Here is a 16,651-nt window from a genome sequence, read left to right on the forward strand (position 1 = left end):
TTATTGGTGCATCGGTTCCTTTTTCATCAGTTCTTCGATCGTGATGGGGCGGTGCTCCTTGACGGATCTCCATACTGCCTCACCTGTCATGACCGCATAGGCCCCGTCCTCGCTTCCAGATAGGATTTTATACGGTCGGAGCGGATCTTCTCCGAGGAAGAGGTCTTCCTGGATCAGGGGATCTCCTCCGCCGTGTCCGCCCTGGTTCTTCACGACATGGATCACTTCCTTGGATCCGAAGAGCGGGAAATAGTCGATGGTCTGTTCCGGAACGGGGAATGGCACCCGGGAAGGGGCATGGAATTCCGTCGTCTCCAGGCGGCCCTTTGTTCCATTGATGGCCAGTCGATATCCTTCGTACGGCAGGGAGAAATTGATGGAATAGCTCAATAGACTTCCCCTGTCATACTTGACGGTGGCCGTATACGTATCTTCGATGGCAATCTCCGAATCGAAGATGCACTGGTCGGGACGGTAACTGGTATACGTTTCCTTCCGCTTCTCGTCAGATGTGATATGATCGTCTTCCACCGTGATGCTGTTGCTCCTTGAGTTCCATCTGGAGTAGTAGGAGCAGTCCCGCTTCACTTCGCACGTATGGCAGTGACGCCCGTCAACCTGATCAGGATTGTATTCACTCTCATTTCCGTAGTAGTTCAGATCCCCGTACGCGAACACTTCCACCGGTTTCTGGTCGAGCCACCAGTTGATGAGGTCGAAGTGATGACTCGACTTGTGAATGGACAATCCACCGGAATGATCCCGGTTCCGGTTCCAACGTTGGAAATAACTCGAGCCATGGTACGTATCGATGTACCAATTCAGATCGACGGATGTAATCCGTCCGAGCTTTCCGGAGAGGATAGTCTCCTTGATCTTGGTGTGATACGGGCTGTACCGGTAATTAAAAGTGACCGTGACCTTCCCCTTGCTCTTTTTCTCCGCTTCCATCACCCTGCGGCTATCGGCGGCATTTGTGGTCATCGGCTTTTCTGAGATCACATCAAGGTCACGATTAAGCGCTTTCTCAATATACGTGATATGAGTGTCATCGCGTCCTGCGACAATGATAACGTCGGGTCTCGTTTCGTCCACCATCCGCTCGAACTCATCTTCCTTATACTCGGGTACTCCCTGAGTGGACGGATGGTCCTGTTTACATACGGCGAACCGCTTCGGATCTTTATCCAGCAGGGCGACCAGCCTTGCCTGCTGGGTGAAGTTCCTCAGCATCGGCTGGATGAACATGGTGATCGCCCTGTTACTGACGCCGCATACAGCATATTTTTTCACTATGAATTCCTCCCCTTTGTTTCTTATTCCATTCTATAGCTCTGGAAGGATATCCTGCATTTCAAGACTGCAAAGCACAAAAGAGCCGACACCATGAAGATCATTTTCAATGACCGGTCGTTCCAGATAGTGCGTGTAGTCTCCCACCCCGGTGCCGATGCAGATCTCCGGCATGATGAAGAGACCGTTGTCATCAAATTTCATCCGCTTCACAAGGGCGCGATATCCTTTGATGGCAAACTCTTTATAGCTTTCATCAAGGACGCCTGATTTCACGGCTCTTGCAATCGTATAGATGAAGAGAGCAGAACAGGATGTTTCGATCCAGTTTTTCGGATCATCCGCTTTGTCGACCACCTGATACCATAGATGATTGTCAGGATGCTGATAGGAAATCAGACTTTTGGAAAGATCCCTCAGGGCACCTGAGATCTCTTCTGTCGCTTGATGTCCTTCCGGGAGGAAATCGAGAATTTCGTTAAAGGTGATTCCGTACCATCCAATGGCCCTCCCCCAGAATTCAGGCGATCGGCCCGTTTCGGGGTCTGCCCATGGCTGCACCTTTTGTTCATCCCATGCATGATGGTAAAGACCGGTCTTCTCATCAAGCGTGTGCTTCCTCATGAGACGCTCCTGTTCAAGGACCATTTCGAGGAGGGATGGATCATCGTACTCCTTCCCATAGTTCATGGCGAACACACCGCCCATATAGAGTCCGTCCAGCCACATCTGGTACGGGTAGCGGTCTTTATGCCAGTAGCCCCCGTCTGAAGTGCGGTTGAGTGTCGGGAACATATTCAATAGTTTCGTAGCGGCGGTTTTATATCTCGGGTCATCCGTTTCCCGGTCAAGGGTGAAGAGAAGGAGGCCAGCCTGGATGGCATCCAATTCCCTGCGGCTCCAGAGGAAGTTTCCATTCTCATCGATATTGTGATCGACATATTCCTTCACATAATCAAAGAACGCATCTCCCCCGATCTTTTCCCGGAGCTGGAGCATGCTCACCAGGAAGACTCCCTGATGATAATGCCATTTTCCGTCAGGCGGCAGTTCACTCGCCTTGTAGGCTGACATGAGGGATTCGCAGGCTGCCTTCCCCCATGCAAGCGGTGACGTCAATTCATTCTTCCGATTGAGTGCTGTTTCCATTCCACGTTCACTCCCGTTTTAAGTTTTTTCACATTATCCTTTCAATCCGCTCGTACTGATTCCATCCACGATGTAACGTTGGAAGAAGAAGAAAATGACGAAGATCGGAATGATACTGAGCGTCGACATGGCGAACATCGCTCCCCAGTTCGTGACGGAGTTCGGGTCAGAGAATAGCTTCAGGGCAAGGGATACCGGATACTTCTCCGGGGTGGACAAGTAAATGAGCGGACCCATGAAGTCATCCCATCTCCAATAGAAGGAGAAGATGGCTGAAGTCATCATCGCCGGTACGACAAGTGGAACGATGACCCTGAAGAAGATACCGAACGTGCTGCATCCGTCGATCTTCGCTGCCTCATCAAGTTCAACCGGAATGGTCCGGATGAACTGCATGATCAGGAAGATGAAGAACGGGATCCCGAAGAAGGTCGGGAGGATGAGCGGCAGATACGTATCGATCCAGCCGAATTTGTTGAACATGATATACTGCGGGATCATGACCATCTCGAACGGCAGCATCATGGTAAGCATCATACAGATGAACCAGATGCTTTTACCCCTGAACTTGATCCGTGCAAATCCATAGGCAATGATCGTGGAGGATATGATGCTTCCCACCGTGGCGACGACGGCAATGATGGCCGAGTTGATGAAGAAGGTCTTGAAAGTGATACCGGCGAACCCTTCCCACCCTGTGATATAGTTCTCAAAATGGAGTTCATCAGGTATCAGTGAATAGGCGTTGACGAAAACGCTGGAGCTCTCTTTCAACGAGCTGCTGACCATCCAGACGAGGGGATAGATCATGATGAGGGTGAACACAATCAACAGCGTGTGCTGGACGATTTTGAACGTGCGTTTCTTATTCTGCATATGCGCTTCCTCCTTCCCTATTTGTTATCGGATTCATAGTGAACCCAGTGCTTGGATGTTTTGAAGATCAGACCTGTCAGGACGGCGATGATGATGAGCATGAACCAAGCCATGGCTGATGCATACCCCATATCGAAGTATTCAAATGCCCTTCTATACATATACAGGACGTACAAGAGCGTACTGTTCACCGGACCGCCGTTGGTGACGACGAAGCTCGGCGTAAAGGCCATGAAGCCCTGGATGATCTGCATGATCATATTGAACAGGATGACCGGTGTCAGAAGCGGCAGGGTGATGATGAAGAACTGCTTGATCGGAGAAGCCCCGTCCACACTTGATGCTTCATAATAGGTTTTCGGGATGTTCCGCAGCCCTGCAAGGAAGATAAGCATGGAAGAACCGAACTGCCATCCGTACAGGACGATCAGCGTCCAGATCGCCGTCTTCGGATCACCTAGCCATGAATGGGTCGGAATTCCGAGAAGGGCAAGGATGGAGTTGAATGCCCCGTCGTTCCCGAAAAGCTGCCTCCACATGATCGAAACCGCGATGCTTCCACCGACGACGGATGGAAGGTAGAGGAGAGTACGATATAATCCCGCCATTTCGACCACCTTATTGAGGGCGAGTGCTACAAGGAGGGCGAAGATGAGTCGGAACGGAACGGCGACACCTGCGTACATGAGGGTGACTTTGAACGATTGCCAGAACGTTTCATCCCCTGTGAACATCCGTACGTAGTTGTCAAGGCCGATCCAGTTCGGCTCACTCATCAGATCATAGTCTGTAAATGATAGATACAGTGAATAGAGGATAGGATATAAGGTCAATAGGAAGAACCCAAGAAGGAATGGCGAAATGAACAAGTAGCCTGTCACATTCTGATAGTCGGATTTTTTCTTCCGTTTCGGACCGGTGGGCTTCAATTCGGTGATAGGCTTTGGATCAACGGCAGTCTCTCTCAGTACCGGAATCGGATCATCTGATTTATTCGGCAGCACGAAGGTCCACCCCTTTCTTCAATATGATGGAATAATGGCGGCCCGGTCAGGTTCGCCGGGCCGTAACAAATGCTATGGGGATAAGCTTACCTGCCCAGGATGCTTTCTGCTTTCTTGCGGAATTCTTTCGCTCCGTCTTTTGGTGACAGCTGACCGTACATGACGAGCTCATCCACTTCCTGCAGGGCACCGAGTACTTCTGACGCCTGTTGAGGATAGTTGGAATCGATCGGAGAACTGTTGTCGGTCACCATTTCGATATAATCGAATACTTTCTTATCCGTCTCGCTCAGCGTACTGGCCATTTCATTACGGATCTCTTCTTTGATCGGCACTCCACGGTCGGAACCACCGATTTCATACACTTCGATATTATTCGTGAAGAAGTCGATGAAGCGCGCTGCCTCTTCCTTATGCTTGGAGTTTTCACTTACCGACCAGAGCATGGCAGGTTTCAGGAACATCCCTTCCCTGTTGTTGTCACCCGGAAGAAGGGTCATGGCAAGCTCCTGTTCACTTGCACTGTCAAGGGCCGTGGCCTGGTTGGACCAACGGAAATCAAATGGCGCTTTGCCGTGAACGATGAGCTCATCTTCCACCCCTTTGATCTGTTGGATCGTGTCGTAACCAGGTGCTACTCCCTCGTCGACCATCTTCTTGTTCATTTCAAAGTAATCGCTCAGCAGCTTATCATCTTTATAGCCAAGAGCCGTTCCGTCTTCGCTGAAGAGCTTCTGACCTTTTTCCCTCAAATAATATTCGAATAGGTTCTTAGGTTCCATGAGTCTGGTTCCAAATTCACCGGTCTTTTCATGGACTTTTTTAGCGATATCCATATACTCATCCCAAGACCAGTTGCCATCCAAGTTCTCTACTCCGACTTCCTTCAGCATGTCGACATTGTAGAATGCGGTGAGGGCGTTGGTCCCTGTCGGAATTCCAAGAACCTTATCTCCCTGCTTCCCGGAATCCATGATGATGTCGCTTACGCCATCTACGTTGATGGTGCCGTCTTCCACATATTCAGAGAGGTCTGCGAGAAGGTTCTTATCGGCGTACTGATTGAGATATTCCCCGAAGTTCTGCTGCATGATATCAGGCAGGTTGTTCCCGGCTGCCTGAGCGGCCATCTTCTCGAAGTATCCGTCAAAGCCTGTGAATTCAGAAGTGATCTTGATATCCGGATTTTCTTCTTCGAATTTCTTGATGATCTCCTGTGTCTGGTCATGACGGCTTTGAGAGCCCCACCATGTCATTCTCAGTTCTACTTTGCCGTCCTTGTTCTTTCCGTCTTTGCTTTCGGAAGAACTTCCTTCCGATGATGAACATCCTGCGAGGAACGTCGTCAACACCAATCCAAGAGCCATGGTTTTCATTACTTTCGGTTTCCATCTCATCCCTTTGAACCTCCCTTTATATTGAAAGCGTTTTCTTATGTCTTGTTTTATCTTAATGGATTAGGAAAATTGATTAAATAAAATTTTCAGATATCTTTGTATAAAAAACAGACTTTGTTTTTTATTTCTAATACCGCTGTTGATTTCCGTGACTTTATACCATGTAGGGATTGATACGAAGAGGGGTACGTTCCTTTCCGCTGCAGGCACTTGCTTTCCGCGGGGAGGAAGTCGAGCCTCCTCAGCTGCGCTTCCGGGGTCTCGAGCTTTCCTCCTTCCCGCAGGAGTCAAGTGCCTTCCGCTCCAATCCACTCTGAAGGATCAATCGTAACGTGCATATAATAAAAGACCCCAAATGATAGAGAATGGATCTCTACAATGGAGCCTCAGATAAGTACTATTTTATATCTCTTGAACCGTCACTCAACATTCCTCTTATAATAGTAAAAGTACATGCTGAGCGGCCACCAGGTGATGGCGAAGATTGGGTACACGGCCCAGATTTCGTGGGGGGTGGTGATGGTGTTGACGGTGATGAAGAATGCACTGGTGTAGATGGAGGCGATGATGGAGAATTCGAGGTGCCTCTTGATTTTTGCATAGTACATGGACAGTGGCCACCATAGGAAGACGAAGGCCGGGTAGACGGCCCATGGATGGGCCGGTTCGAGGAACAGGTTGAGTCCGGTGTAGTACAGGATGGCGACGGCGCTTCCGATCCACGAGGCTGCATAGGTCCTTGCCCATCTGCCGAGTACGGTAAAGACCGACCAGCCGATGATGGGGAAAACGGCATAAAGGGCCCACGGATAATGAGGCGTGGTCCTCATGTTCTCGATGACCAGATACAGGACAAGGATGAAGCTGACGAGGTACGAAAACACCTTGTATCTCCCTTTTCGGGTAAAAAAAACAGAGACCGGCCAGAGGATCATGGCGTATGCCGGGTAAAGGGTCCAGGTGAGGTCGGGATGCCGGAGCACAAAGATGTTCGTCAACGTCAGGAAGATGACGATGAGCGCCCCTCCCCCAATGGCAAACGCGATATGCTGCTTTTTCATTTACGCCCACCTTTTTTCCTCAGTCTGTAATAATACATGGAGAGCGGCCACCAAAGGATGGCAAATGTCGGATAGACGAACCAGATGGTCTTCGGAGTATAGTAGAAATTGATGAATACGAAGAGCGCGATGATCAGGGCGCTTCCCCAAATGGAAAAGCCGAGGTTAATCTTCGTCATATCCTTTTTGGCTGCGGGAAGGGTCTCCCCTACACCGAGCTCCCGCTTCAGATCCTTGATATCGCCGAAATCGACGATGGCTTTGTTGATGGCATCTTCTTCTTCCTTGCCCTCTGCCATCAGGTCATAGACCTTTTCCTCAAGGTTCTGGATGATTTCCAGTTTCAACGCTTCTGTTCTCTCACTGTAGGGCACATCGTCAAACAAGTCCTCTACATGATGCTGAATCTTCCTCAATTTAACCCCTCCATGAACACATCTATGATTTCTTTCGTCTGCTTCCATTCTGCTGCCGCTTCCCTTAAATAGGCCCTGCCCAATGTGGTGATGCGGTAATATTTCCGCTTTCCTCCATGCGAGACATCACCGAAATAGGATTCAATGAGGTCTTTTTTCTCGAGGCGCTGGAAGACCGCATACAGGGTCGCCTCCTTGATCTGGAAGCGATCGTCGGTCCGTTCGCTGATCTGCTTTGAAATTTCATATCCATACTGATCCTCTTCAAAGATCAGACGCAGGATGATGGAGTCCAGATGACCCCGGATACTGTCGCTTCGAATGATCGTTCACTCCGTTCAGAAAAGGGTTCTTGTTGAGAGGCTCCTTTACATTGGTATATCTCATAGAGTAATTTTACGATTTATTACTCTATGTGTCAAAGTAATTTTCATATAAAAAGGAGGGGATCCATCAAGGATCGCCCCCTTCTTCACCGAATCAAACCTGTTCCTTGTTCAAGTACTCCTTTGGTGTGACGCCGACATACTTCTTGAACACCTGTCCGAAATACCTCGGGTTATTACCGAATCCCACTGCCTCGGCGACTTCGAAGACCTTGATCTCTCCGCTGCGTTCCATGAGGTCTACCGCTTTTTGGATTCTTTTATCCAACAGGTAGTTGGAGAATTTCTCTCCTTTTTCTTTCTTGAACAGCTTGCCGATATAGTCCGAATTCATATAGAGGACGTCGTTGGCCACCTGGGAAAGGGAGAGGTCGGGATCCGATAGATGCTCATCCACATAGTCCATCATGCGCTGGATGATGCTGCTCTGCGAGACCTTATTCCGCTGAAACCGCTCACCGGCGATGTCACGCGCTGCATTTTCGATGAAACTCCTCAACTCTTCGAAGGAATCCAGGTTACTGACGATCATCACGTCTTTGAGGAGATCATCCATCCTCTGTGACTGACGGATCATGAGCATGAAGAGCTCGATGCAGTGGGATTTCAATACATTTACGGGATAGCGCTTCTCGTCAATCTCGATGAAAAAATGCCTCAGATGGCACTCGGCCTCTTCGACGTTTCCACTTTTCAGCATATAGAGGAACTCATCATGATCAAATAGGAGGGTATCGTTGCTCACCGCTTCATCCCTTACATCCCTTGTCGTAAGGATACTGTTATTCCCCAGATAAAAGCTTTGGGACAAGCAGGAGATGGTCTCCCCGTATGCTTCTTTCAGTCCTTCCGGTGTGCTTGGTTCACTTAGGGCCGTGGTGAACGTTTTACGATAATACGTTGAATACTCTTTCCTGAACTCCTTGATATGCTCGATGAGCTCCCGTTCCCCGGCGGCTTCCCCTTCAATGAGGAGAAGGATGCGCTCTCCCGTGATGGTGGACAGGATGATGGGGTGATGCTTCAACAGCTCGTTCGTCAGTGCTTCCTTCAATACGAAGCGCTCATCGATGTCATGATCATCATCAAGATGGAAGACGAGGATCCGGTACGTCTCTTCCCTGAGATCAAAGAGCTTCCCGTAGTGCTCCCAGTCTTCCGGCCAGTAGGTCTTCCCTGTAAGATAATCCTTGAGGAACTGTTCCTTGGCGATGGGAAGGACCCTGTGCAGACTTTGCTGGATTTCTTGATAGACCTCCTGCTTCTGCTTTTCTTCATCAAGTCCCTCTACGATCTGTTTAATGGCCTCCTCTATCTTCTCTTCGTTGCTCGGCTTCAGAAGATAGTGCTTGACGTTATATTCCATGACCCCTTTTGCATATTCAAACTCATCATAACCCGAGAGGACGATGAACCGGATATGGGGGTAGATGGCGTGTACCTTCTGGATGAGCTCGACCCCGTTCATCCCAGGCATCTTGATATCGGTAATGACGATATCGACGGGGTTTTCCCGGATCCACTCGTAGGCCATCACCCCATTATGGGCCTTATACGTCAATTCCGTTCCGCACTCTCCCCAGCGGACGAGGGCTGCGATCCCCTCCAGGATATTCAGTTCATCATCTGCAATCAATACGCTATACATGTCCTTCACCTCCGCTATAAGGTATGATGATCTTCACTTTTGTCCCGACACCCGGGGTCGACTCGATCCTGACCCCGTATTCCTCACCGAACATGAGCTTGATCCGTTCAATGATATTCTTCAACCCTATGCCGGAACTTTTGGAGTGGATCTCTCCCCTGTAGATCGCCTGGATGCGTTCCTCGCTCATCCCCGGACCATTGTCCTCGACAACGATCTCGATTTCCCTGCCCTTGGGATATATATAAACATTGATTTCGCACTGGGAGGTCATCTCCTCGAGGCCATGGGCCATGGCATTTTCGACGATCGGCTGGATGCTGAGCTTCGGAATCAAGTGGCTCTCCAAATCCAATAAGCTGTGGGATGAGAATTTCAATCGATTCTCAAACCGATACTCCTGGATGGTGACGTAATGCTTCACGATTTCCATCTCATCCTTCAGGGTCACAAGGGCCTCTTTCTTACTGATGATATTTCTCATCATATTCCCTAGGGCCTCCACCATCACGGAAATCTTTTTTTGCTGACTGATCCTCGCCATCCAGTTGATGGAATCAAGGGTGTTGTAGAGGAAATGGGGATTGATCTGCGCCTGGAGCGCCTTATACTCGGTTTCTTTGATCATAAGCTGCTTTGTATAGTTTTCCTTGATCAGCTCATTGATCTTATCGATCATGATGCGGAAGTTGGAATGAAGGAGACCGATCTCATCTTCATTTTCTGTCTCTGTCCGCTCAAGGGTGTGTTCAAAGTCACCCGATTGCACTTCCTTCATATTCCTCGACAGATTCTCCAGCGGCTTCGAGATGAATTCCGCCGCCTTCCTGCTTACGATGATGGAGAGGATGAACATCGAGATGAAGGTGAAGATCATGATGCTCTTCACGACGGCATTCTGCTGGGTGATATCACTGAAAGGAAGGAAATGATAATAGGTAAGATCGGAAAAGCGCGAATGCACATAGGTGGCCATATAATCCTTTCCATTGACGCGCTCATTCTCGTACCCGTTCCCTTTTTCCTCATCGGGCGTTCGGATGGGCCCGATTTCACTATCCGGATTCTGATAGAAGATCTCATCCCCATTGGTGATGATGAAATTCTTGTTCGGGGAAAAATTAAGGGCTTCCTCGATCAGTTTGTTCATATCAACGGATATGATCAAATAGCCCATCTTCTTGAGCTCGAGATTCTCCTTTGAACGGATGAGGCGCGCAGAAGAAATGATGTTTTCCTCTTCTTTATTCTTCGACCATACGTTGGATCCTTTAGAGGCAGCGACGATGGGGAGGATTTCTTTCTTATCAAGTTCTACCTTGGTATTGAATCCGTACGTGTATTTTGAGCCGGTACTGTCGATGACCTGGATGGCGGCGATGTAGGGTTCTGAGGTGGCAAAGTAGAGGAGCCGCTCCTGAAGGCGGACTTTCGCCTGATAGATATCAATATTGACGTCGCTATCCTGGATGATGCGGAGATCTTTCTGGACCTGGTCGTCCGTGATGACCTGGAAGGATAGATCTTCAAGGCCTGCCAGTTCTTCGTCGAGGACGGTGGAGGAAAGCTGAAGCATAGCGGCCGATTCCTCCGAGATCCGATCTTCGTACATGCTGGTGAAGAATTGGTAGCTGATGATTCCCAGGAGGCCGAATATGGTGAGGAGGAGGAGGGAGACTGCAAATATTTTGTTGCGGATTTTCAAGTTTCGGAATATAGGTTTGATCTGCATGCCCTGCTCCTCCGATCGTTTCCGTCTATTATATCATCGCTGCCTGTTTGTGAGAACGCTTACTTTTTATGGGTAGATCTGCTAGCTTACTAGGCTTATGTTGATATGAGGGGAAAAGACTGTTGTTCATTTCTCATGGTTTATCCCCTTATTTGCTTTGAGTGCAATGCTACAGGGAACGTTCCGTTTCGCTGCGGGTGGCCGCTTTCCGCTGGGCTGGTGGTGAGCCGCTTCGGCTGCGCCTGCAGGGTCTCACCTACCTGCCTTTTCCGCAGGAGTCGGCCACCCTCCGCTTCACTTCACTCTTTGATGCTGAAGGTAGAGTTTTGATTCACCTGTACCTGGTTAGAGAGTTCTCATATTGAATTAGAGAATACTAAACGGGCTAGATTAAAATGACTGGGTTGCGCGTTGTACTCAGAAGGGTTTGACAAGGGGGTTCCCTATCAACCTTTCATCCTGAAGCAAGGAGGTCATTGAAGCGAAAAAGGAACCGGACACATTCCCGTTAGATACATATGCCTGCCATCCTCATTAAAAAGCAAGCGGGCACCGTTCTACATATTGTTTTTTGAAACCGGTCTACCTTACCACTCTCTCATTCAAAACCAAAGAGTGCATTGAAGCGGAAGGCGCTTGACTCCCGCGGAAAAGGAGGTGCGGGGAGACCCCGCAGGCACGAGGAGGCTCACCGTCCTCCCCGCTGGAAAGCAAGCGCCTGTAGCGTAAAGGAACGATCTATTCCCAACTCTCACTTTTCTAAAAGAATTCTACTATTCTCCAGAGGAAGCCCTTACCTTCTACACCACTAATAACATTTTCGGTACCATTCTAAATGATCTGGTTTTAATACCAGCATCCTCACCACTATCTCCCCCAAAACCAAAGAGTGCATTGAAGCGGAAGGCGCTTGACTCCTGCGGAAAAGGAGGAGCGGGGAGACCCCGCAGGCACGAGGAGGCTCACCGTCCTCCTCGCTGGAAAGCAAGCGCCTGTAGCGTAAAGGAACGATCTCTTTTTCAATTCTTCCTTTTTTTGAAAGAATTCTAGTGTTCCCCAGAGGGAGGCAAGGCCTACACCTACTACATATCTAATAAAATTCACCGGTCCATTCTAAATGAGATGAATTTCAATACGAGTCCACCCCACCACGATTCCTATTGAAAATCAAAGGGTACATGGAAGCGAAAAGGAACGGTCTCCTTCAAAAAAACCAAAAAGAAGAAAGCCCTCAAGCTTCCTTCTTAAGACCAGCCTCTTCGCCCAGCACCCTTGATGCTTTACGGACAATATATATCACAGCGAAAAGACCGATCAATTCCCCGATTGAAACCGCAATGGCCCCGTTTATACCATTCCACTGCGGAACCGTATAAACAAGCAGAGTGAGACATACAACAGCAGCCACGATATTCATCACCTGAGCCATAAGCATCCGCTTCGTCAACCGTTTCAGCATCAGGAAGCCATTCAAAAAGTCCACCCAAGGAAAAACAAGTGTTTTGAAGAGAAAGAACTGCATGACATAGAGTGTAGTCTTGGATAGTTCTGGATCCGCACCCATCACCGACCTCATAAAAGCATCTCCTATCGGTGTATAGCAGAGAAGGACCAGAAGAAAAGAAGGCAACAGGCTCGCAAAGGAGAAGAATCTGATCACCTTTTTCTTATTCTTATCATACAGCTGCAGGACGAGCTGATGCGTGTACATAAAAAAGCTCAAAAGTAAGTTCACGATACTATAGGCAAGGGCAAAGGAAGCGATACTCATTTCAATATTTTGAGACTGAGAAAGGAAGATATAAATAATCGGGATCAAAAAGGTCTGAATGACGAAATAGAAGACAAGGGGCGTATAGAATTGCGAGATTTCCTTAATGGTCAGACCAGGACCTTTTGCAGGGTAGTAGGTCTTCAAAAGACCGTTCCCCTTCCAAACACTGATGGCACATTCCACCATCATCCCGATGAGAAAGATCATGGCACCCGCCATACTCGTTACATGATCGAATGCAACAAACAAATAGGCGGCCAAAAACATGAGGAACAGCCGAACAACGACCATGATCGAAAGCCACTTGGTTTCAAGCTGACTAATGATGATCCCCTGATAGATTCCTCTTATCCCGGAAAATATGATGACAAGGAAGATTACTTTAAACGTGTCCGAAATGGTCGAGACCATATTGAGATCTGCATTGAAATGGGTCACATATACCCAATCCCCTACAGAGGTATACGCCAATAGCAGACTGAATCCTGCAAGCAGGGCAATCACAATAAGCATGAACATATTTAATTTCTTAAATCCAGGACGGTCCTTCACAAGGGTTGAACACGTCTGCCGGAAAACGATGATCGGCCGTTCTACGATACCGAATAGCGAAAGGGCCACGGCGTAGCAGGCAATAATGAATGCCGCATTCTCCCCCCTGCTCAGGGTGCCATTGATAATGATGTGAGTGAGGGACGTCAAACTCGCGGAAAAGCCGAGCGGAATGAAGAATGCTGCAAGTTTCCCATAGGTGAATCGTGTGGATTGGTCCACTTTACCCCTTCTTTCTAAAGTCTGCGCCTCACCAGGATGGCAGGCCGCTCTTGTTGTGCTCCATCCAGCTGAACCGTTTCCACAGGGAAGTCACCCGTGAAAGTGAGAATCTTTGGTTCATCTTCCACTAGAATGGTATCTTCTGATTTTACTCCTGCAATACTTGGGTTCCAAGCATAAATCTGATCATTTTTCACATATTTTGCCGAAAGTCCGGGAAGAAGGAGCTGCTCCCGGGAGGAGAAACCGCTCAATCCACCCTGATGATGAAAGGTCCATTCTTCTGGAAATCCTGTATCTTCATACGCTTGCGTCATTTCATTGAAAAGGTACGCGTAATCAGCACCGGGACGGGTGGCATTGATCATGCGCGCATCTATGGTGGCGACGGCTTCATGTCTCCTTGTGAGCTCTCCGCCCGGACTGCCGAAATGGACCAGGCGGGAGACAGACATGAACCTTCCATTCCTTCGGCCACACAGGACAAGCATAACGTACTCGTCGATCACTGCATCCGTCGGCAGTGGATGCCTTCTCGTAAACACCCGGCGATCTGCCGCCACGAGGTTCACCACCGGTTCGATTCCCCTTTCCCAGCAGGCTTTCGCCACGAGTCCGGCCACTTCGAACTCTGTCATCCCCCTTGTAAGATGAAAGGCTGCACTCTCGATGGCCGCACCCGTTTCTATACCGAACGTCTTCACCTCTTCCTTTTCATCAGGAAGAACCGCGGTCCGCAGGGGCTGCAGGATTCCTTCGAGCTCCTGATCAGTCGTATAGCCCTCCAATGAAAGGGGCTCATACCATGGAAACTCCCGAACGTCATCGAAATGGGAGCCGAACTCCTCCTCGATCAGTCTCTTGCCCTCTATATTGTTCACAAACAAGGTAACGTCTTCCCCTGTCAGGAGGATGGAGGCCACGGCCCTTTCCGTTGCCGGGTTGACATGACTCCTCCCACCTGTCAGCCATGATACATTTTTTTGCTGTATGAGGAGGACCGCTTTTGTATGGCTTTCTGCGAGAGCCTTCCTGAGCGCTTTCACTTTCTGTTGAAACAAATTCATTTGGCCACTTCCATTCTTTTCGTGATTTTCGTGAAAAAAGGTCCTGCACATTTCGGTGCAGAACCGTTGGATCTTATTTGTCGTGAAGCCATTTATGATCAGGGTCTTCGTATGGATTGAGCTTGCGTCCGGTTTCTCCGGCCATGAACCATAGGTAATACACTCTATAACCGCCGGCGCTTCCGACGGGATGGTAGCCTACATCAATGGCAAAGCTGTCCCCGTGGCGAATCGGATAGGCAGTGTCGATGGATCCGTCTTTTGTATAGTGGTGCTGGACACCGAAGCCTTGTTCGGGATCAACCTGATAATGGTAGATTTCTTCGAGATTCGGTTCTTCGGGAGCGAATTCCCCATCATGCTTGTGAGGTGGATAGCCTGACCACTGACCTTCATCATTGATCGTTTCCCCAAGGACGATGCGGTCCACCTTGCCATCTGCATTGTCAGCAAGAATGTCATAGACGGTCCTGTTCCACTGTTTTTCCCCGCGCTTGTGAACGGTCACCTGATCCGGCCCGACGACGAACGGTGCGAATTTATTTTCGGCCTTCACTTTACAGACGGCAATCTTGACGTCTGATTCCGCCTTCACGCTGAAAGAAGACTGGATCGGCACATACACGGTCGTCGCCTGGCCTTCGAACACGGAAGAACGACCGCCGAGATCTGTCCATTCTTCTCCGTCTGCCCCAACGCTAGCCTTACCGGTCAATATGACAAGAGCATGCTCATAGTCGCCTGTCTGCCCTGAAAATTCCTCTCCTTCATCAAGTTGGAGCTTTCCGAATGAAAGGAATTCGAGATGTTCATAGTCTTCTCCGAAGATATCCTGGTAGCCTTTTTGATCACTTGCTTTGATGAATCGTGTCATCATGCCATCCCCCTTAAAATAACAACGTTGTTATTTTGAAGTATACGTGATTAGTCAGAATGTTTCAACTCATAAATAAGCAGAAGTGAAAAAAGATGATCCCGGGTTTGGATCAAGCCGGGATCATCTTCTCATCAAGGACGGAGAATGCGGTGGCCGGCTGCTTTTTGCAGACGGTTCATGACCGCGAGACCGACGCCCTCTTCAGGGAACACTTCGGAATATATGATATCAAGTTCATATTTGTTGAACGCTCTCAGCGTGTCATACAAATGATGAGCGACGCTGAGCAGGTCGTTCCTGGATCCCGCTGTCAAGATGACCTCGGCTTCATAAAGAGAAGCAGATTCCTCCGTGGTCAGGACTCCCACTCTCAATCCTTCCCGCCTCCTGGCATCAACAAGCTTCTGGATGTCTTCACGGGTTCCCTCTACAAGGTAGACAGGGGCGTCCGGTGCATAATGGGTATACTTCATTCCCGGGGACTTCGGCGCACCTTTCCCTTCCTTCAATGAAGGATCCACGTCTACCCGGCCCACGACTTCTTCAAGCTGGTCCCTCGTGACGCCTCCCGGACGGAGGACCACAGGGATATCCGACGTGCAATCCACAACCGTCGATTCCACCCCGACGCCCGTTTCACCAGCATCGACGACACCGGCGATCTTCCCATCAAGATCCTCGATGACATGATGGGCCGTTGTCGGACTCGGCCTGCCTGACCGGTTGGCACTCGGTGCAGCGATGGGAAGTCCGCTTTCCTCGATAAGGGAAAGGGCGACAGGATGGTCAGGCATCCTGATTCCCACTGAATCCAAACCGGCGGTCACACGTTTTGAGAAAACGCCTGGTTTATTTTTAAAGATCAAGGTGAGGGGACCCGGCCAGTATGCATCCATGAGCAGATGCGCCTTATCCGGGATCTCCTCGACCAGTTCAGTCAGCTGTTGTTTGTTCGCAATGTGGACAATGAGTGGATTATCCGATGGTCTGCCCTTGGCAAGGAAGATTTTCTCCACAGCTTCATCAGAGGTAGCATTCGCTCCTAGGCCATAGACGGTCTCTGTCGGAAAAGCTACTGTTTCATTTTTACGTAAATGGACAGCCGCATCCACAATCTGTGGATAACTTTTTTGGTTACCCACATCGTTTTCCACATTCCAAATTTTCATCATCGTGTTCATCCACCTTTTTCATTCG

14 protein-coding genes are annotated in these 16,651 nt (G+C 49.2%); all 14 read right to left on the reverse strand.

Annotation, left to right across the window (positions count from 1 at the left end; translation table 11 throughout):
* Positions 1–1,293 carry a Gfo/Idh/MocA family protein gene (locus AF331_RS19360; RefSeq protein WP_053429645.1) on the reverse strand — a complete coding sequence of 431 codons (1,293 nt, stop codon included), beginning with the start codon at positions 1,291–1,293 and terminating at the stop codon, positions 1–3.
* 33 nt (positions 1,294–1,326) lie between these two features.
* The gene (locus tag AF331_RS19365; RefSeq protein ID WP_053429646.1) at positions 1,327–2,442 is read right to left on the reverse strand and encodes a glycoside hydrolase family 88/105 protein; all 1,116 of its coding nucleotides are present in this window, start codon (positions 2,440–2,442) and stop codon (positions 1,327–1,329) included.
* Between the two features lie 33 nt (positions 2,443–2,475).
* Positions 2,476–3,318, reverse strand: a complete 843-nt coding sequence (locus AF331_RS19370; RefSeq protein WP_048004850.1) for a carbohydrate ABC transporter permease — start codon at positions 3,316–3,318, stop codon at positions 2,476–2,478.
* Between the two features lie 17 nt (positions 3,319–3,335).
* On the reverse strand, positions 3,336–4,256 hold the full coding sequence (locus AF331_RS19375; RefSeq protein WP_142130386.1) for a carbohydrate ABC transporter permease: 921 nt from the start codon (positions 4,254–4,256) through the stop codon (positions 3,336–3,338).
* Between the two features lie 152 nt (positions 4,257–4,408).
* Positions 4,409–5,719 (reverse strand): ABC transporter substrate-binding protein, encoded by a 1,311-nt coding sequence (locus AF331_RS19380; RefSeq protein WP_053429647.1) that lies wholly within the window; start codon positions 5,717–5,719, stop codon positions 4,409–4,411.
* Positions 5,720–6,138: 419 nt separating this feature from the next.
* A complete protein-coding gene (locus AF331_RS19385) occupies positions 6,139–6,780 on the reverse strand; it encodes a hypothetical protein (RefSeq protein WP_053429648.1) in 642 nt (213 codons plus the stop codon).
* Positions 6,777–7,196: a permease prefix domain 1-containing protein gene (locus AF331_RS19390; RefSeq protein WP_053429649.1), complete on the reverse strand. Its 420-nt coding sequence runs from the start codon at positions 7,194–7,196 to the stop codon at positions 6,777–6,779. The genes AF331_RS19385 and AF331_RS19390 overlap by 4 nt, the downstream gene beginning before the upstream one ends.
* The gene (locus AF331_RS19395; RefSeq protein WP_053429650.1) at positions 7,193–7,522 is read right to left on the reverse strand and encodes a PadR family transcriptional regulator; all 330 of its coding nucleotides are present in this window, start codon (positions 7,520–7,522) and stop codon (positions 7,193–7,195) included. The genes AF331_RS19390 and AF331_RS19395 overlap by 4 nt, the downstream gene beginning before the upstream one ends.
* Before the next feature lie 154 nt (positions 7,523–7,676).
* The gene (locus AF331_RS19400) at positions 7,677–9,230 is read right to left on the reverse strand and encodes a response regulator (RefSeq protein ID WP_053429651.1); all 1,554 of its coding nucleotides are present in this window, start codon (positions 9,228–9,230) and stop codon (positions 7,677–7,679) included.
* Entirely contained in the window at positions 9,223–10,962 is a 1,740-nt protein-coding gene (locus tag AF331_RS19405; protein WP_053429652.1) for a sensor histidine kinase, read from the reverse strand. The genes AF331_RS19400 and AF331_RS19405 overlap by 8 nt, the downstream gene beginning before the upstream one ends.
* 1,231 nt (positions 10,963–12,193) lie before the next feature.
* Positions 12,194–13,510, reverse strand: a complete 1,317-nt coding sequence (locus AF331_RS19410) for a hypothetical protein (RefSeq protein WP_053429653.1) — start codon at positions 13,508–13,510, stop codon at positions 12,194–12,196.
* 14 nt (positions 13,511–13,524) lie between these two features.
* On the reverse strand, positions 13,525–14,577 hold the full coding sequence (locus tag AF331_RS19415; protein WP_053429654.1) for a M24 family metallopeptidase: 1,053 nt from the start codon (positions 14,575–14,577) through the stop codon (positions 13,525–13,527).
* Positions 14,578–14,650: 73 nt separating this feature from the next.
* Positions 14,651–15,451, reverse strand: coding sequence for a 5-deoxy-glucuronate isomerase (gene iolB / locus AF331_RS19420; protein WP_053429655.1), 801 nt, complete (start codon positions 15,449–15,451; stop codon positions 14,651–14,653).
* A gap of 134 nt (positions 15,452–15,585) precedes the next feature.
* Entirely contained in the window at positions 15,586–16,635 is a 1,050-nt protein-coding gene (locus AF331_RS19425; RefSeq protein ID WP_053429656.1) for an L-threonylcarbamoyladenylate synthase, read from the reverse strand.
* Between the last annotated feature and the right edge of the window lie 16 nt (positions 16,636–16,651).

This window comes from Rossellomorea marisflavi (assembly GCF_001274775.1).
In the GTDB taxonomy this organism is placed as follows: domain Bacteria; phylum Bacillota; class Bacilli; order Bacillales; family Bacillaceae_B; genus Rossellomorea; species Rossellomorea marisflavi.